Consider the following 17,925-nt stretch of genomic DNA (forward strand, 5'->3'; position numbering starts at 1 on the left):
GCCGGAGGACTGCTGGCGCAGGGTATATCAGCCGGATCGGTCGTTACCACCCTGATTTCACTAAGGTGCCCGCTGCGCAATCGCCCTGTCAGAACCACCTCTGACGCCAGTAAAACGGTGCCGGAACGGGATTCCCGCTCACATCCTGAGCAGGCTTGAACCGCAGCCTGTCTTCAACCAATTGACAGGTGATGCGATCGGCTTCGGGATCGGGACTGGCCCGGTATACGGAGCATTGCCGGGCGCGGCCATCGACACCAACGACAACCCGTACGATGACCTCCGTCCCGCGCCGTGCGGCACGCCCGCCCTCCGGCACCGGATAGTCGCGGGCATTGTCGATACCGCCCGAGATATGCACCGGCTTGCTTACCGCGACACCGCCTCGTCCGCCGCCGCGATTGCCGCTTCCGGTGCCAGTGCCGCTGCCAGCCGCGCCGGTTCCATCACCCTCTGAGCGGGCACCGGACCGCGTGGCTGTTCCGGTGGAGGAAGCCTGCGGCAGCGGTACTGGCTGCTGCTCGATTGGCGTTTCAGGAGCTGTGACTGGCTGCGGGACCGCTTCCTTCCCCGGAGCGCCCTGCGCGCCCTCGTCCGGTTCGGGCTCATTCTCAGGCGGAGGAGGGTCGGGCGGCGCGGTGATTGTGACGGTGAAAGCCGAAACCACCGTGTCCTCGACCGAAGACGTGAATTCCGGCGCGAGCGCGCGGGCAAGGCCGTAGAGCGCGGCCACGTGCAGCAGGATGATGAGCACGACAAGCCACCAGCGCGGTCGGCGCAGCGGGCTCGAATACCGGGTTTTTACGTGGGTCTCCATCAAGAGGCTGGCGGTCTTTCTGGTTCATCACCCCGGCAAGAGCGCCCGGGTTTCGCGCGCTTGGCTATACCAAGTCTGGAGCGATTTGCGATGGAGTGGATGATCAAGCGAGCAAGGGCCCGCGAAAATGTCAGCGGGGCGGCTGGCTTTTCCGCAGGCGCGATCGACAGCGCCAGCGTGACAGCATCTCTGATCGGCGCTTTGGGGTTTTTCCTCCTGGCAACACTCAGCCTCTCTCTCTCCAAATTCGATTCCACACTCGCCAGTGTCTGGCTCCCCAATGCCGCCGCCGTTGCATTCATGATGCGGGCACGGCTGGCGAACGAGGTTCCCTTCTATATCTGCGTTTTCATCGCAAGCCTTTGCGCCAACAGTGTCGCGGGCACAACCTTCGGTATGTCGACCGTGTTCTCGGTGGCCAATATCGTCGATATCGCGCTGGTCACTGGTTTGACGCGCCGTGCATGCGGGCACCGGCCCGACATGACCCATTTGCCGCATCTGACGAGTTTCGTCTGGGCCGGAGGGGTCGTCGGGCCGTTCACATCAGCATGTATCGCTTCGTTGGCAATGGGGCCGGATCCTCAGGCAATCTGGGCCGGGGCAAGCGCGTGGCTGATTACCGACAGCATGGGCATGGTGCTGATCGTACCCGCCATGCTGCTGATTTTCGATGCCATGCGGTCCGGTGAACAACCGGGCTCGATCGAGGCAACGGAAAAAGCTGTCCTGCTGATCGGCGGGATGGTCTGCGCCTATCTCGTGTTTCGCCAGGATATTTATCCGCTGCTCTTCCTCATCCCTCCCATCACGCTTTTGCATGCCTTCCGGATGGGGAGCCTCGGCACAGCTCTTCACGTGATTTCGGTCGCAACAGTGACGAGCGCCATGACCTGGGGGGGATACGGACCAATAGACAAGGCATCGAGCTCTCCGGCCACTCAGCTGTATTTGGTGCAGGCGTTCGTCGCGGCAAACTTCCTCACCGGACTGCCGATCGCAGCGATACTCGCCGGGCGCGACCGTATTGTCGAGGAGCTTGATCTCGGCAAACGGCGCCTTGCACTGCTCGCCGACAACATCACCGATGCGGTGATGCGGTACGATCTGAATGGAGTTTGCACCTACGCCTCGCCTTCGGTGCGCGAGGTGCTCGATGAAGAACCCGAAGTTCTGATCGGACAGCGCCCGACCGACCGGATGCACACCGATGCACAGGAACTGATCACGGCCGCCCAGGAACGGCTTGTTTCGGGTTCATCGGACAAAGAGCGCTTCACCTATCGCCGTTATCTGGACAGCGAAGAGGGCACCCCGGTCTTCATCGAAGCAGATTGCGCTGTCGCGTACAATTCTGAGACCGGTCAGCGCGAAGGGATCGTCGTATCGGCGCGCGACGTTACCGAACGGGTCGAACTGGAATTGCTGCTCACCCGCGCCCGGCGCCACGCGGAAAATGCGGCAAGAGCGAAATCCGAGTTTCTGGCCAATATGAGCCACGAAATTCGTACGCCGATGAACGGGGTACTCGGCTTTTCGGAATTGCTCCTGCAAAGCGAACTTGACAGCGACCAGCGCCGCCAGACGGAAATGGTGGTCCAATCGGCACGATCGATGATGCTTTTGCTCAACGACATTCTCGACTTGTCCAAAATCGAAGCTGGCCAGATCGCGATCGAGCATACGCCGGTAAATTTGCACGAAACCCTGGCGGAGTGCGCCTTGCTCCACCGCCCGAACGCCGAAAAGAAGGGCCTCGACCTCGTATTCGAGCGTGCCTCCAATCCGAATGAAGACGCCGCGAACGAAGCCAATCAGGGCGCGCCGTCCCAATGGTTCATGACCGACGGGCTCCGCGTGCGCCAGATCGTGCTCAACCTGATCGGTAACGCGGTAAAGTTCACGGAAAGCGGCACGATTCATGTGAGCTACACGGTCGACCAGGATCAGTTCAGCGTCAGCGTGAGGGATTCGGGCATCGGTATAAGCCCATCGCGACTGGAAACGATCTTCCGCCCCTTCACGCAGGCGGAAAGCGATACTTCGCGGCGGTTCGGCGGGACCGGGCTTGGCCTGACCATCAGCCGGCAGCTTGCCGAATTGCTCGGCGGGTTCATCGAGGTTGAAAGCTCCGCGGGCAAGGGCTCGTGTTTCACGCTCACGCTACCGGCCGCCCCCACCGCTCCGGCGAAAGTCGATCCCTTGGCATCAGCCGAGCTTTCGCTGGAGGAACTGCCTGACAACGGCCGCATCCTCCTTGCCGAAGATCACGACATCAATCGTATCCTCGCGACCGAAATGCTGGAGCGATGCGGCCAGAACGTCATAACTGCCCATGACGGAAACGAAGCGATTTCCATGGTCATCGACAGCGTGATGCGCGGCACTCCATTCGATCTCGTGCTGATGGATATCCAGATGCCCGGCTGCGATGGCTACGCCGCGACCAGAGCGATACGAGCCGAAGGTATCCGCGCGGAAACGCTCCCGATCATTGCGCTGACCGCCAACGCGTTCCCAGAGGACATTTCGGCCGCACGCGATGCCGGTATGCAGGGGCATCTTGCCAAGCCATTGGTGTTTGCCGATCTGGCGAGGATTTTGCAGCGCTGGCTGCCGACCCGGATTGTCGAGAAGACAACGATTGAGCCCGATACCCGTCGACCGGCCGATGACCTCACGACGCCGCAGAATGCAAAGCCGGAAGTGCAAAGTAGAGGTGCGCCAAAAACCGGTCCGATACAGGTTCAATCGCCGGAACTCATTGAAAGATGGCAGCTGCGGCGCAGCGAAGCGGTCGACGCGGTGAGGCAAGCCGCTGTCGGAGGTTCGCTGGCCAACGGCTCCCTGAAGAGCGAAGAGCGGATCGGGCTAGCGCGCATTGTTCACAAGCTGGCGGGCACGGCTGCGATGTTTGGAGAAGCGGAGCTGGGCGATCAGGCTGCGGCTTTCGAACGTGCCCTGAGGCTGGAGCTGGCGGGCGATGTGCAAGAAGCATTGGCCGCCGAGCTGCTGACCCTAGCCGATGAAAAGGCGGCGCATCCCCCTCCCGCTCACATCGCCTGAACAGGTGCGATAGGACCAGCCCGCCGACCAAGACATCTCGCGCTCACACGCAAACGGCGGGACCCGAAGGCCCCGCCGCTGCTATTCCGACAATCGGCTGTGACGAACTAGAATTCGTAACGTGCGCCGATCTGGATGCGCCATGCCGATGCGTTGATCGCGATGTCGTTATCATCATCGGGGTTGAACCCTTCGATGATGTAACGGCCCTGATCATCCACATCGCCATCGGCTACGTCGACCAGACCATTGAACCCACCACGCGAACGCAGGATGTTTGCGCTGCTGTCGATCAGGTTCAGGAAGTTCGCGAAATCGGCAAACACCTCGATGCGATCCTGGACAAGACCGGTCAGGCTTCCGAGGAACGGAAGCTCCTGGCTGATGCGGAGGTCGACATCGACGTGCCAATCGTTGCGGCAGGTGTTCCGCTCGATCGAAGCGCCAGGCGTGAAGCCGCAATTCGTTTCGTTCGAGACATAATCGACCACGGCAGCAACGGCAGCCGGATCCGAGAGCGGGGAAACGTTTGGATCGTTCACGCCGGTCGGGACGTACAGCAGCGCGTTGTCGTTGCCCGACGAGCTGTCTGCAAAGACACCGCCGCCATCGAAAGTCAGACTGTACGGACGTCCTTCACGAGCACGGAAGAAGATGCCGAGGCTGGTATCGTAGCCATCGAAGAATTCTTCCTGGAAGTTGAACGTTGCGGTGAAGTTGTGCCGTGTTTCCGTCGTCGCAGTCGAAACTGCCGGATCCTGCCGGTCGAACGCAGCCGTCACGTCGAAGGACGAAGTGGCCGTCGACGACTGGTTGTTCCGAGCGTTGTCGGAATCGGTGAACGCATAACCGAAGTTCAAGCGAACCGAACCACCGTCTGTGATGATGCCGCGGTTGAAGTTCTTCGAAAGGATCGCCGAGATGCTGTGGCTTTCCGAGCTGCGGCCATTGGTCAGCTGGATGAAGTCATCCACGCGGGCCGAGCCACCGGTGTTCACGTTCTCGAAGCACTCAGGCGTGACACCTGTGTAAACCGGCGGGGTGCCGCCAGTGCCTTGCAGCACAGCGTTACAGCCCGGGAACGTGGTGTCGATCGCAGCCAGGATCGGACGACCGTCGACCGTGAAACCGCCATTCGTGCGAATGTCCGGAGTCTGCACGAGATCGACGAAGTTCAGCGTGTCGTTGAACCGCGAGTAGATGTAATCGAGGTTCAGGCGCCAGTTGCTGAAGAAGCCGGTCTCTGCGCCGAAATCGGTCTGGAAACCGAGGTTCGCGCGGACGACAGTCGGTACGTCAAAGTCCGGATCGGTCGACTGCGTGTCGGCGAAGCCGCCAGCCGCCGAAGCCGAAGCGTCGGTGATCGCGCACTGCGGGAAGCCGGTAAAGGCACCGCCCTGCAGAACGTTGAACGAACCATCCGGGTTCACGAAACCATCGCAGGAGTCGCTGAAGGTATCACCGTCTGCGCTGGAGAAGCCGTTGTTCGAAAACGCGTTCGAGAAATAAACGACCGGGTCACCGCCGGAGAAGATGCCTACGCCGCCGGTCAGACGGCTGTTGTAGAAGAACCCTTCATTGTCGAATTCGTAGCTGGCCGAGAACCGCGGCAGAAGCACGGTGTCAAACCCGCCGAATGACGTCGCGTTGCTGAAACCGAAACGGTCCAGGAAAGCGCCGTTGGCAGTCGGTGCGTCGCCATCATACAGCTGTACGCGGATGCCGGTGTTGATCGAAAGCTGATCGGTAGCCTGCCATTCGTCCTGCACATAGACCGAATAGATCTGGCGGCTGAACAATGCTGCGGCTTCGTTGATGTCACCTGACGGCGTCGAACGGATCGTACCGCCGCCGAGGAAATCGCCATCGTCGCCGTCGATCAGGTCGTCGGCGATATCGCCGAAGACGCTCGAGAAATCGCCGCTCGCGACCAGACCATTTTCGAAGTCTTCGAGGTTGCGGAAATACAGCGTACCGGTCGCGTTGATGGCGAACAGGTTGAAGACTTCCAGATCATTGACCTCGGCGCCGAACTTCAGGAAGTGGCCATTGCCGGCGTCGTAGTTCAGCTGGAAACGGGCCTGATCGGTCCGCGTGTCGAGCTGGTTCGCCGAACGGAAGATGCCTGGTCCGGTGCTGAGCGCACCGTTTTCGTCGGTCAGACCAGCGACAGGCGTAACACCGACGACGAGACGTACGGTCGGATCGTCGGATTGTGCTTCACCAAATCCAACAGGGCCCTGAATGTCGGACACCTCGGAACGGCTGAGGCGCAGTTCGGTCGAAATCGTGTCGCTCCAGTCGGAATACAGACGGACCGAATAGTAATCCGAGTTCGTGCCTTCGTCTTCGAACGAATTGAAGCCGGTCAGCGCGCCGTTGAAATCGGATTCGATGTTCGTTTCTTCGAGGCGTTGGTAGGTACCTTCCAGACGATGACGATCGGTGATCTGTGCGTCGAGACGGCCGAAATAACGCACCGAGCTTTCAGCCAGCTGGGTCGGGAAACCGCCAATATCCTGGCCGTAAACATCGTTCGCGATGCGGGCGAACTCGTTGAACTGACCGATGGTTACGGATTCGGATTCGTTGGTGAAGCCGCTGCCCGCAGGGCCGAAGTCGTTGCCATCGCCGAGATCGGTTTCTTCATAACCGAACGAGAAGAACAGACGGTCCTTGATGATCGGGCCGGAAAGTGTCGCGCCCCAGCGCGTTTCCGAACCGGCATTGAGGGGGTCGCCATCAATGCTGTCGGCGAACAGGCCTTCGTCGAAATAGGTGATGAAGGCCGAGCCGCTGAACTCGTTACCGCCAGCTTTCGTCACGACGTTTACGAGACAGCCGGTGAATTCCGAATACTCGACATCGAACGGAGCGAATTCGACCGAAACCTGGTCGACAACGTCGAACGGCAGCGGAAGGGCGTTACGCGCTGCAAACGGCGTGCCGTTAAGGCCGAAAACGTCGGCCTGGACGATACCGTCAACGGTGAAGGTGTTCGAACGGTCGTTACCGCCGAGGCAGGAAATACGGTCGACGTCGTTGCTGCCTTCGAGGCTGACACGCGGGTCGATGCGGATGATGTCGCGAATGTCGCGGGTGATCGACGGGAACGCTTCGAGCGTTTCGGTGCCGAATGCCGTGCCTGGGCCGACAGCCAGCTGCGTGACCTGTGCGCGGGCGCCGGTGACGATGATCGTGTTATCGGTGCCGCCAGCTGCGGTCGCGGTAAGCGCGAAGTCGAAACCGGTGTTGCCGGAAATCGTCGTGAAGACGTCCTCAACGGTCTGACCTTCGAAGCCCGAGGCCGTGATAGTCACCGTGTAGGGCCCGCCCGGCTGCAGGCTGACAACGCGGAAGTTTCCGTCGTTACCTGTGGTGGTCGTGCGGGTCGCATTGGTGCGCTCGTCGGTGATGGTAACAACCGCGCCGGGCAGTGCCGCGCCGGATGCGTCGGTCACCTGACCTTCGATACCAGATGTAATCTGCTGTGCAGCTGCCGGCGCTGCAATGGTGGTGGCGGCAGTGAGACTGACGACGCTCGCTGCCAAAAGATATTTGAGTTTCATGAATTAGCCCCTGGCCATAGTGGAATGACGTTGAACGGCGCTCTGACTAGGCGCGTTGCGCTGCACAAAAGCGACGGTTTTGTGACAATTCGATGAAACGGTTCGGCACGCGCAATCCGATTTCGCGAAACACCTGAGCGGGCGCAGTCGTAACGCACGGAATCCAGCGGATTCGCCCATAGGTGTTGCAGTCAGGCCACGAAAATATTGTATTTTGCGGCCGCTGCCAATTCGCCTGAATCGCTCTTGCGACGGTCGATCGGGTCAGCCGAATCCGGTCAGCTCAGGCCAGATTGATCTCGCGCAGACGCTGGAGAAGGAAATCATGCGACGTGATCGGCTCGGGCGGCGGCTGATCTGCATTCTCATCGACACAGGCCGCTAGCGGTTCGATGAGATAGTCCGGACGAAAATGCAGGAAGAACGGCATGGAATACCGCGACCGCCGGGCAGCCTCTCCGCTCGGATTGACCACCCGGTGCGTTGTTGATCGCAGAGCGCCATTGGTCAGACGTTCGAGCATGTCGCCGACATTGATCACCAGCGCGCCCTCCGGCACTTCGACCGAAAGCCATTCGCCCGACTTGCTCAGCAGTTCCAGTCCGGCCTCTTCTGCGCCCAAGAGCAATGTGATGGTGTTGATATCGCCATGCGCAGCCGCGCGGATCGCGCCTTCGGGCGCTTCGGGACCAAGCGGTGGGTAATGCAGCAAACGCATGACCGAATTACCATCCTCGACAGTCGGCGCGAAGAAGGTCCGCGCCAGCCCCAGGTGAAGCGCGATCGCCTCGAGCACGCGAAGGCCCGCCTCATCGAATGCACCGAAGAGCTCGGTGAACGTGTCCTTGAAGCTGTCGACTTCCTTGGGCCAAACGTTTGGCGCCATGTATTGCGCCAGCTCGTGCCCCTCGCCGAGCGAGCGGCCAACATGCCAGAATTCCTTGAGATCGAAAATTTCGGCGTCTTTCGCCTTTTCCGTGCCGAACGGGGTGTACCCGCGCGCGCCGCCGCCGCCTTCGATCTTGTAGCCGCGCTTCACGTCGTCGGGCAAAGCGAAGAACTCTTTCGACTTCGCTTCGGCCCGGGAAATGAGATCGCGTGGGATGCCGTGATCGCGCACAATGGCAAAGCCGTATTCGGCAAAGCTGCGGCCCAGCTCGTCTGCGATATCTTCGGGCGGCTGTGCCAGCGAAACACTGGCGATACCCGCAGTGGAGCGGGTCGTCTTCTGGTTGGTCACATCAGTCATGCGCGCGGCTTTACACCCGGCAGCGCGATGCTGCCAAGAGGATGATCGATCGCGATTGTCAAAGTGGCAGGAAGATGCTCGCCAAAGCCGCACTCATCAGATTGGCGAGACTGCCCGCCGCAAGTGCTTTCAGACCCAGGCGCGCGATCACAGGCCGCTGATTGGGAGCGAGCCCGCCCGTCACCGCCATCTGGATCGCGATAGAAGAGAAGTTGGCAAACCCGCACAGTGCAAAGGTGACGATGGCCCGGCTGCGATCGGTCAGCTCACCGCCCGTCATCGCGCCGAGATCGATGAATGCGACGAATTCGTTGAGCACGATCTTCGTGCCGAACAGCCCGCCGGCAATCTGCGCCTGATCCCAGTCCGAAATGCCAATCAGGAACATGACGGGGGCGAACAGATAACCGAGCAGCTTCTGAAAACTGATTGTGCTGAGCCAGACGGCGGTTCCCTCGCCAAATGGCACTCCTGCGCCAGCGGCGAGCGATACAAGACCGGCCCCCACTCCGCCGAGCATTCCATTGGCCAACGCCACCAGCGCGACAAAGACCATCACCATCGCGCCGACCGCTACCGCGAGCTTCACGCCCGTTTGGGTGCCCTGCGCCGCCGCCTCGATAATGTTGGCGGGACGCTCGCCTTCTTCGAAGGTTTCCGAAACGGTGACATTCTCCATCGCGGCGTCATGCTCGCGCGCTTCTTCAGCATCGTCCGGCATGATGATCTTGGCCATCAGGATGCCGCCCGGTGCCGACATGAACGCCGCCGCGAGCAGGAATGGCACCGCCTCTGACCCGATAAAGCTCGCATAAGCGGCGAGGATGGTGCCCGCGACACCGGCCATGCCAACCGTCATGAGCGTGAAGAGCCGCGCAGGCGGAAGCGCCGCGAGGTAAGGGCGCACGACAAGCGGGCTTTCCGATTGGCCCACGAATATGTTGGCTGCGCTGCCAAGCGCTTCGACCTTGCTGATCCCGGTGATCCAACCGATAACGCCGCCGACCCACCGGACGAGCCGCTGCATGATGCCGAGATGATAAAGGATCGAGACGATTGCCGCGAAAAACACGATCACGGGCAGCGCTGCGATCACGAATGTGTTCGCAAACGGATTGCTCTCCATCGGCCCGAACACGCTGGTAATACCGACTTTCGAGAAATCGAGCAGCGCGATCACGCCGTCCGAGAGGAACTGAATCGTTGCGACACCGAAATCGGTACGCAGGACGAGCAAGGCCATGAACGCCTGAAGGGCGAAGGCCGCGCCCACAACGCGCAGCTTTATGCGGCTCTTGCCTGAGGAGAGCAGGAAGGCGACGCCGAGTATGGCGATGATCCCAATCAAGCTGAACAGGTTGGACGTGATACTATCGCTCACGGCTGGCTGGCCCCCGGATATATTTCTGATTCGATCCCATGCACCGTGAATCCGGTGCGACCGCTTGGGCGTGGCATTTTGACGCTGCGAGCGCAACTGGGAAACCCGCACTGTCCCTAAACACGTGATTTGCGGTAAGCGATCCAAGCGGGTGAAAGCGCTCGCCTGCTGGCTTCCTTTTTCGCCGCGATCGCCTTACGCCCTCGCGAATGAGCGACATCCAAAGCGATAGATCCGACACGGGACCGAATGCCGAGCGCGCGCTCGCCGCGCCCATGGGCCTGTTTGTGTATATCATACTGTATGGCGGAATGACCGTCCTCGCCGGGGTCGTCGCGTTCAAGCAGGTGCAATTATGGCCATCGCAGCTCGCGGTGGAGGCAGGGATATTCCCGTTCCTGCTCCTCGTCGTCATCACCAGCACGATCGCGCAATTGTATGGTCAGAAACTCGCCAATCGGCTGATCTGGATCGGGTTCATCCCGCTCGCACTGTCGGCGGCGCTGATCTATCTCGTGCTGTCTTTGCCAGCATCCTCCGAAATGCTGGAGTTCCGCGCAGCTGATCTGTCCGCGTTCGAAACCGTGCTCGGCCAAACGCCGCGCATTCTGATGGCAGGCCCGGCGGCCTACATCACATCGTTGCTGCTCAATGTCTGGATTTTCTCACGCCTGCGCGGATCGGGCGAGGCCACGACCGTCGGATTGATGATCCGCGGCGCGATCGCCTCTGCACTGAGCCAGGCGATCGATTCGATCATTTTCGTGACGCTGGCTTTCTACGGCGAGTTCGACATCACGAACCTGCTGATCGGTCAGGTGCTGGCCAAGGTTACGCTCAGCCTGTTGCTGGTCCCGTTCCTGATTACCGGCGGAGTGAAACTGGCGGAGTGGTTGGACCAACGCGGCGCAGTTGTCTCGGCACGACGAAGCTGACCGCGCAGCAGGCGCGAGAACGCGCGTCAGGATACTCAACCAAGCTTTGAAAAAGGTGGTGAGCCCTGCTGGGTTCGAACCAGCGACCTACTGATTAAAAGTCAGTTGCTCTACCGACTGAGCTAAGGGCCCCCACGGGCATTCGGCGATGCGTAAAGCGTGCCGAACGGAGCGCTCACCTAAGGAGCGCGCGCGGACTGGTCAAGCGTGCATTGAGGTGGGAGAGCGACAAATTGGAAATCGGATCGCGCCAGCCCGGCGCGATTGCGCATGCCGGGCCAAGCACGAACGCACGGTCACGGAAATCCGGATGCGGCACCGACAGGGCGCTGCCTTTCCAGTACCCTCCATCCCAGAGGACGATGTCGAGATCGAGAACGCGGTCGCCCCAGCGGCGTCCGGGTCGCCGTCCGAACTGCCGCTCCATCCGTTTAAGCGCTGCAAGCAATGCCGGTGGATCGTATTCGCTATCCATCACCGCGGCCGCGTTCGCGAACCGGCGCTGCGCTGCACCCATGGGCGCGCTGGCGATGATCGGCGAGCGAGCGCTGACTGTGCCGAGCGCGGCCAATTCTTCGAGCGCGGCGCGAACCACGTGGCGCGGACGCCCGTACAGATGGTGCCGCCGATTCGACCCCACAGCGATGAGGTACGCGCTGCTCAAATGTCTTCTGCGATCCGGCCGTAAAGCTGCGGGCGACGGTCGCGGAAAAAGCCCATGCCCGCGCGATGCTTTGCCGCCCGGGCAAGGTCGAGCGTGGTCACGAGAACACCGGCTTCGGCTGCGCCGAACTCCTCGGCCATGTCACCCCACTCGTCACAGATGAAAGAGTGACCGTAAAACCGCTGCTCGCCCGCCGATCCTTCGGCGCCGATGCGGTTGCTGGCCACCACCGGCATGCAGTTTGACACCGCATGCCCGATCATCGCACGCCTCCACATTCGGCTGGTATCGAGATCGGCGTCGTATGGCTCGGAGCCGATCGCTGTCGGGTACAGCAGCACCTCCGCCCCCTTGAGCGCCATGACCCGGGCGCATTCGGGATACCATTGGTCCCAGCATATCCCCACGCCGACGGGTATTTTCGCGCCTTCGTCGCCATGCACGTTCCACACTTTGAACCCGTCATTGCCGGGGCGGAAATAGAACTTTTCCTCGTAACCGGGACCATCGGGAATGTGGCTCTTGCGATAAGTGCCCATGATCTCGCCATCGGGACCGATCATGGCGAGCGTGTTGTAATAGTGATGACCGTCACGCTCGAAAAAACTGGTCGGTATGGTGACATCCAGCCGACGCGCAAGCTTCTGCATCGCGATGACGCTGGGATGTTCGGCGACAGGGCGCGCAAGCGCAAACAGCGCTTCGTCTTCCTCGCGGCAGAAATACGGGCCTGAGAATAATTCGGGCGGCAGGATCAGCTTCGCACCGCGCGCAGCCGCGTCTTCGACCAGTGCCGCGACAGCGGCGATGTTATCGGCTTCGTCTTCGCGGGCGAGCGGCAATTGCAGCGCGGCGACGGTGATCGTGCTCATTCACCGGGCGTTACTTCTCCCGCAGCGCGAAGTCCACTTGCACAGTGACAGAACTGGTCGTCTGGCCCGGCATGATGTTTGCAGCCTGCTCTGCGGATTCAGGTCTGATGGAGATCGCTGGCGGCGCAACCGGAGGCGGAGGCGGCGTCATGCGTACTGCCGCATCGATCGCGGTCGCCTCAGCACCGGCGAAATAGCGTCCGCCCTGCGATCCGCCGGCATCGCGGATGTAAAGCACACGGCTCACTTCCATTCCGGCCGCTTGGGCATAGGCCTCGGCGCGTTTCAGCGCGTTCTGATAGGCCGCCGCATAAGCGGTGTTGGCCGCGCCCTCGGGATCGGAGAGACGAAGGTCCGGGCCGGAAACGATATTCGCACCGACGCTGGTGGCGGCGGTCACCGCCGGCCCCGCTTGCTCGATATCTCGGACACGAACATTTACGGTATTAAAGGCCTGGAACTGTCCCCGCCGATCGCCCCAGTCGATGCGCTGCACGCGCACTGTGCTGGTCTGGATGTCATCGTCGGAAATGCCGAGCTCTTGCAAGGCCGCAACGATCTCGGCGATATCCTCGGCGGTATCGCTGGAGGCGGCCTGGGCGTCGCGGTTCCAGTTCTGGACCCCAGCCTGAAAGCGGGCCTCATCGGGGCGCATGTCGGCGTCGCCGGTAGCGCTGACTGAAAGGAGAGTTTCGTTGCGATCGACGCCGCGCGCGGCGTCGGCTCCGCCGCTACAGGCAGCGAGAGCGAGCGAGGAAACAGTCAGGATGGTCAATTGGGCTTTCATGGCGGTCCTCCGAATGCGCGCAGGATCGCGCGCCCAAGCCGCCTTATTTTCGCCACACAATGAATGCGGGGTGAATGATACACTGTATCACTCACCCCGCATCACATTCATATTTAAGAAAAAATTAGTTCGCTTTTCTGAACAGCAGCGTCATCCGGTCGCTCTCTCCGATCGCGAGATATTCGCTGCGACGCGGATCCTCTTCGCCCGTGCCAAGCACCGGAGGCAAGGTCCACACGCCGCGTTCCCAATCTGCCGGATCGTTCGGGTTTGCGTTGATCTCGCTCTCTGCAGCGAGTTCGAAACCGTTTGCCTCGAAGATGTTGATGACGTCCTGCTTGCGCATGTAACCGCGCTGGCGTGCGCCGTAATCGTCATAGCTGGCGCCATCAGGTGCGCGGTGCTGAACCACGCCGACCATTCCGTCATCCTTCAGCATCATGCGCGCTGCTTTCAGCACGGTATCGGCGGTATTCCCGATGTTGAGCCCGTGCATCGAACGGAAGATCAACACGCGGTCGACAGTGCCAGCGACGTCTTCAGGCATTTCGTCCGTTTCGAACGCCATGATCTCATCGGCCTCGACGCCCATGCCTTCGGCGAGCGAGGACTTGAAGCTCTCGGTCCAGCCTTTCGACCGGGCTTCCTGCGCGCGCGTGTTGTAGGTGCGTCCGTCGCTGTCCTGGTTGAAGGCGATGTATTGGCCAGAGCCCATCACGTATGGCGCAAGCACGCGCGTATACCAGCCGCCGCCCGGACCATATTCGGCAACCGTCATCGTCGGCTCCACCTGGAAAAAGGCGAGTGTCTCTGCCGGATTGCGATATTGATCGCGTGCCCGGTCATCGTCGCGCCGTTCGTGGGCAAGCACTGCGTCCAGTGTCGGAGCGGCAGCCGCGTCGTCCTGAGCGATGAGCGGTGAACCCATGGAAAAGGTCGCAGCCGCTGCAAAAGCGGCGAGCGGAGCAAGATAAATCGGTTTCATGCGAAGTCCTCTCTTCTTCAAAACTCTGTAAAACGTCCTTACGCGGTGAGCGCTTTATGACAAGGTCCGTGCCGCCAGCACTGGCAATGCTGGTCCGCCCACCTATGTCCTTCGTCGAATAAAGGAGATCGATACCAATGGAACAGGCGATTGTAGCGGGCGGGTGCTTCTGGTGCACCGAAGCGGTTTTCCGCGATGTCGTGGGCGTGAGTGAAGTCGAAAGCGGCTATATCGGCGGCGAGACCGCAAACCCGACCTACAAGCAAGTTTGCACCGGAAAGACTGGCCACGCAGAGGCGATCCGGGTGACATTTGATCCCGACACGATTTCGCTGCCCGAAATCTACGACGTGTTTCTCGGCACGCACGATCCGACCCAGCTTAACCGTCAGGGCGGCGATATTGGAACGCAGTACCGTTCGGCAATTTTCCCACTCTCCGACGAACAGGCAAAAGAGGCCGAAGCCGCGATCGGACGCTGGAACGCCGAGAACGGGAAAATGGCCGTGACGACCATCGAGGGACTCGATGGCGGCGCGCAGTCGCAGGAGTGGTATCCCGCAGAAGATTACCATCAGGAATATTGGGAAGGCGAAGGGCAGCGGAACCCCTACTGCCTGGCTGTGATCCCGCCCAAGATCATGAAGCTGCGCAAGAGCTTTCAGAAATACGCGAAGGCGTAGGCGCCAAGGCTTGCGCCAGAGTCCGCGCTAGAGCTTGCGCCAGCGCGCTATAAAGAACCCATCGAGCCCACCCGCGTCCGGTAGCATGCCGGGGTGGGTGCGGACCCAGCCCTCGGAAGTTGGCGCGATGCCTGCCGGCAGCTCTTCCGCTGTCACAGGCACGGGCTCCAGGTCGAACGTCGCATTGACCCATTCCGCCTGGGCTTCACCCTCTTCGCTTTCCAACGAACAGACCGCGTAAACAAACTGCGCGCCGCTCGGCAGCCATTCAACCGCCTGATGGATCAGCGATTGCTGGATTTCGGTCATCTCGCCGATCTGGCGCGGGCCGACGCGGTGAAGCACATCGGGATGGCGGCGGCATGTGCCCGTCGCGGTGCATGGCGCATCCAGAAGGATCGCATCGAATTGCTTGGCAGGGTGGTAGGTCAAAGCGTTGGCTTTCACCACTTCGGCTTCTAGCTGGGTCCGCTTGAGATTGTCGCGCAGCATCTCCAGCCGCTTGCCGCTGATGTCGAGCGCGGTGACGGTCCAGCCTGCCGCTGCCAACGCCAAGGTCTTGCCACCAGGCGCAGCGCACAGATCGAGCGCACGCTTGCCCTCACCTGGACCCAGCAGGCGCGCAGGAAGCTGAGCGGCCAGATCCTGCACCCACCACGCACCTTCATCATAGCCCGGCATCTGCTCGATCGGGGTGCCGCGCGGCAGGCGAATGTGACCGGGCATCAGGCTGACTCCGCCCATATCCGTGGCGCGAACCGCCGTCTCGCCTGCACCCTTGAGTGCCAGATCCACCTCGGGCGGGTCGATGAGACCCGGCGCGATATCCATTGCGCGCTCGCCCCACCGCGCGAGCACCGCATCGGTGAGGGTGGGCACCTCGGGCAGAGAGACCTCGCGCTTCATCAGCGCCGAAAACACCCCGTGTGCCAGCCGGCGCGGGCCGCCGCTCAACAGCGGCAGGCAGGTCGCGATGATAGCGTGCGGAGGCGTATCGAGCCGCAAAGCCTGCGACAGCATCATCCGCAGCACCATGCGCGGTTTCGCGTCATCGGGCAGGCGTTTCTTGGTGGCGCTATCGATCAGTGTATCGAGATCGGTCAGCCACCGCAGTGTCTCGCCCGCGATCGCGCGGGCAAGCGCCCTGTCGGCGGGGCCATCGACGCCATTCATCGCGGCTTTTTCGGTCTGTTCGAGCGTCTCTCCCCGGCGCATGACCGCGTCGAGCAGTTGCAGCGCAGCGCGGCGTGCGGGAAATCCTGGAGCTGTGGCCATATGAGCATGCCCATACCAGCATTGAAACCAAGCGCCAGTACGTGCGTTGATAGCCCGTCATGACAAAACAGAAATCACTTGCCGCGAAGAATTTCGAAAAGCCTTCGCACTGGACCAATGAGCCTCCGCCCAAGCCGAAGGCCGTCGATCCTTTGAAGGACGAGCCGCGCGAGATTTCTCCCACCCGTTACGGTGATTGGGAAAAGGACGGCATCGCCTGGGATTTTTAGAGCGGTTTGAAAGTCACGTGCAACCCATCCTTGGGCTGCGGGATCGGCCATTCCTGCCAGTCGGGATCGTAGCCTTCGGGCACTTCGATCCGATAGCGCTGCAGCAATTGCGCTAGCAGCACCTTCACCTGCATATAGGCGAAGTGCAGGCCCAGGCACATATGCGCGCCGCCGCCGAAGGGCACCCATGCATATTTGTGGCGCTCCTTCACCTTGTCAGGCGTGAAGCGCATCGGGTCGAAAGCATAGGGATTGTCCCAGTATTCTTCCGAATGATGCGTCCAGTAAATGTTGATCCCGACATGTGCGCCGGCGGGGATGTGATACCCCTCATATTCGAAGCTCTTGAGCGCGCGCCGCGGCATCGATGGCACCGGCGGGACCATCCGCAGCGCTTCCTTGAACGCCATTTCGGTCAGTTCGAGCTTGCCCAGGTCGTCGTAATCGAGTGCGCGCGGATTGCCCGACCCATCGGGGCCGCCCGTCACCGCGATGATCTCTTCCCGCACCTTTTCCTGCCACTGCGGATTCTTGGCGAGGTGGTAAATCAGCGATGTCGCGCTTGAGGTAATGGTGTCGTGCGCGGCCATCATCAGGAAGTTCATGTGATCGACCACTTCATCGACTGGCAGCAATGACCCGTCTTCGCGCGTGGCCGTGGCGAACTGGCTGAACATGTCCTGCCCGCCGCCCTGCTCGCGGCGCTTGTGCGTTTCTTCGGTGAAGTAATCGACCAGATATTTGCGGCCATCGACACCGCGCTTCATCTTGGTAAAGGGTAACGGTTTGCGTATCGGCGCGACCGAGGCCTGCACCATGTCGACAAACGCAACATTGATCTTGTCCGCTTCCGGTCCCCACGGGATGCCGATGAAGCTGTCTGCCGCGAGGTCGAGCGTCAGCTTCTTGATCGCCGGGTAGAATTCCATCGACCCTTGCCAATTCGCCACGTCTTTCGCGATGCCGCGATTGAGCGCGCCGGAATAATGGCGCATGGGTTCAGGCTTGAAAGCGATCGAAAGAGCGCGGCGATCGATCCGGTGGTGATCGAAATCCATCAGCATGAGCCCGCGCGGGAAAAGCTGGTCGAGGACCGGCCCCCAACCCTGCTCGCTCGAAAAGATCTTGTCCCGGTTGAACAGAACCAGTTCGTTGGCTTCGGCACCGATCAGGGCGATGTTCCAGCCGCCAAATGCGTGCGTTTTGTAGACCTTGCCGTAAGTTTCGACCATCCGCTCCGTAAAGCCGTGGGGGTCGGCAAGCTGTTTGAACGTGTTGCCGACAATCGGCCAACCACCCTCGCCCGGAATGTGCGCGAGCTCATCGTCGGAAGGTACACCTTCGGACCAGTGTTTGGGCATGGATGGATTGTGCTGCGCTAAAGTGGCCATGGCGGGGTCCGTATCAGGTTC

At 61.0% G+C, this 17,925-nt stretch carries 14 protein-coding genes and 1 tRNA gene; 4 read left to right on the forward strand and 11 right to left on the reverse strand.

Annotated features, from left to right (window positions below; all coding sequences use genetic code 11):
• Window positions 1-88: 88 nt before the first annotated feature.
• Entirely contained in the window at window positions 89-817 is a 729-nt protein-coding gene (locus KCG45_RS02830; protein WP_218315602.1) for an energy transducer TonB, read from the reverse strand.
• A 90-nt stretch (window positions 818-907) separates the two neighbouring features.
• Between KCG45_RS02830 and KCG45_RS02835 the strand changes: the two genes are divergently transcribed.
• Window positions 908-3,883, forward strand: coding sequence for an ATP-binding protein (locus KCG45_RS02835; RefSeq protein WP_218315603.1), 2,976 nt, complete (start codon window positions 908-910; stop codon window positions 3,881-3,883).
• A 107-nt stretch (window positions 3,884-3,990) separates the two neighbouring features.
• On the opposite strand, the gene KCG45_RS02840 is transcribed toward KCG45_RS02835, so the two are convergent.
• The 3 genes from KCG45_RS02840 to KCG45_RS02850 all read right to left on the reverse strand — a co-directional run bounded on the left by KCG45_RS02840 (window position 3,991) and on the right by KCG45_RS02850 (window position 10,082).
• Window positions 3,991-7,452, reverse strand: coding sequence for a TonB-dependent receptor (locus KCG45_RS02840; protein ID WP_218315604.1), 3,462 nt, complete (start codon window positions 7,450-7,452; stop codon window positions 3,991-3,993).
• A gap of 283 nt (window positions 7,453-7,735) precedes the next feature.
• A complete protein-coding gene (locus KCG45_RS02845; protein WP_218315605.1) occupies window positions 7,736-8,701 on the reverse strand; it encodes an isopenicillin N synthase family dioxygenase in 966 nt (321 codons plus the stop codon).
• Between the two features lie 58 nt (window positions 8,702-8,759).
• Complete coding sequence (locus KCG45_RS02850; RefSeq protein ID WP_369410714.1) at window positions 8,760-10,082, reverse strand: NupC/NupG family nucleoside CNT transporter; 1,323 nt, start codon at window positions 10,080-10,082, stop codon at window positions 8,760-8,762.
• Between the two features lie 209 nt (window positions 10,083-10,291).
• On the opposite strand from KCG45_RS02850, the gene KCG45_RS02855 reads away from it, so the two are divergent.
• A complete protein-coding gene (locus KCG45_RS02855; RefSeq protein WP_218315606.1) occupies window positions 10,292-11,017 on the forward strand; it encodes a queuosine precursor transporter in 726 nt (241 codons plus the stop codon).
• 56 nt (window positions 11,018-11,073) lie between these two features.
• Here the strand turns inward: KCG45_RS02855 and KCG45_RS02860 are convergent.
• The 5 genes from KCG45_RS02860 to KCG45_RS02880 all read right to left on the reverse strand — a co-directional run bounded on the left by KCG45_RS02860 (window position 11,074) and on the right by KCG45_RS02880 (window position 14,325).
• A tRNA-Lys gene (locus KCG45_RS02860) sits at window positions 11,074-11,149 on the reverse strand.
• Window positions 11,150-11,192: 43 nt separating this feature from the next.
• Window positions 11,193-11,681, reverse strand: coding sequence for a 2-amino-4-hydroxy-6-hydroxymethyldihydropteridine diphosphokinase (folK, locus tag KCG45_RS02865; RefSeq protein ID WP_218315607.1), 489 nt, complete (start codon window positions 11,679-11,681; stop codon window positions 11,193-11,195).
• On the reverse strand, window positions 11,678-12,553 hold the full coding sequence (gene aguB / locus KCG45_RS02870) for an N-carbamoylputrescine amidase (protein WP_218315608.1): 876 nt from the start codon (window positions 12,551-12,553) through the stop codon (window positions 11,678-11,680). Before aguB ends, folK begins: the two co-directional genes overlap by 4 nt.
• A gap of 10 nt (window positions 12,554-12,563) precedes the next feature.
• Window positions 12,564-13,340 carry an SIMPL domain-containing protein gene (locus KCG45_RS02875; RefSeq protein WP_218315609.1) on the reverse strand — a complete coding sequence of 259 codons (777 nt, stop codon included), beginning with the start codon at window positions 13,338-13,340 and terminating at the stop codon, window positions 12,564-12,566.
• Window positions 13,341-13,464: 124 nt separating this feature from the next.
• Complete coding sequence (locus KCG45_RS02880) at window positions 13,465-14,325, reverse strand: class I SAM-dependent methyltransferase (protein ID WP_218315610.1); 861 nt, start codon at window positions 14,323-14,325, stop codon at window positions 13,465-13,467.
• Window positions 14,326-14,462: 137 nt separating this feature from the next.
• Between KCG45_RS02880 and msrA the strand changes: the two genes are divergently transcribed.
• On the forward strand, window positions 14,463-15,008 hold the full coding sequence (gene msrA / locus KCG45_RS02885) for a peptide-methionine (S)-S-oxide reductase MsrA (protein WP_218315611.1): 546 nt from the start codon (window positions 14,463-14,465) through the stop codon (window positions 15,006-15,008).
• Between the two features lie 27 nt (window positions 15,009-15,035).
• On the opposite strand, the gene KCG45_RS02890 is transcribed toward msrA, so the two are convergent.
• Complete coding sequence (locus tag KCG45_RS02890; RefSeq protein WP_218315612.1) at window positions 15,036-16,283, reverse strand: RsmB/NOP family class I SAM-dependent RNA methyltransferase; 1,248 nt, start codon at window positions 16,281-16,283, stop codon at window positions 15,036-15,038.
• Window positions 16,284-16,342: 59 nt separating this feature from the next.
• Between KCG45_RS02890 and KCG45_RS02895 the strand changes: the two genes are divergently transcribed.
• On the forward strand, window positions 16,343-16,513 hold the full coding sequence (locus KCG45_RS02895) for a DUF1674 domain-containing protein (protein WP_218315613.1): 171 nt from the start codon (window positions 16,343-16,345) through the stop codon (window positions 16,511-16,513).
• On the opposite strand, the gene KCG45_RS02900 is transcribed toward KCG45_RS02895, so the two are convergent.
• Window positions 16,510-17,904 (reverse strand): cytochrome P450, encoded by a 1,395-nt coding sequence (locus tag KCG45_RS02900; protein WP_218315614.1) that lies wholly within the window; start codon window positions 17,902-17,904, stop codon window positions 16,510-16,512. The genes KCG45_RS02895 and KCG45_RS02900 overlap by 4 nt on opposite strands.
• Window positions 17,905-17,925 lie beyond the last annotated feature (21 nt).

It is taken from the genome of Erythrobacter ani, from assembly GCF_019204025.1.
In the GTDB taxonomy this organism is placed as follows: Bacteria; Pseudomonadota; Alphaproteobacteria; order Sphingomonadales; family Sphingomonadaceae; genus Erythrobacter; species Erythrobacter ani.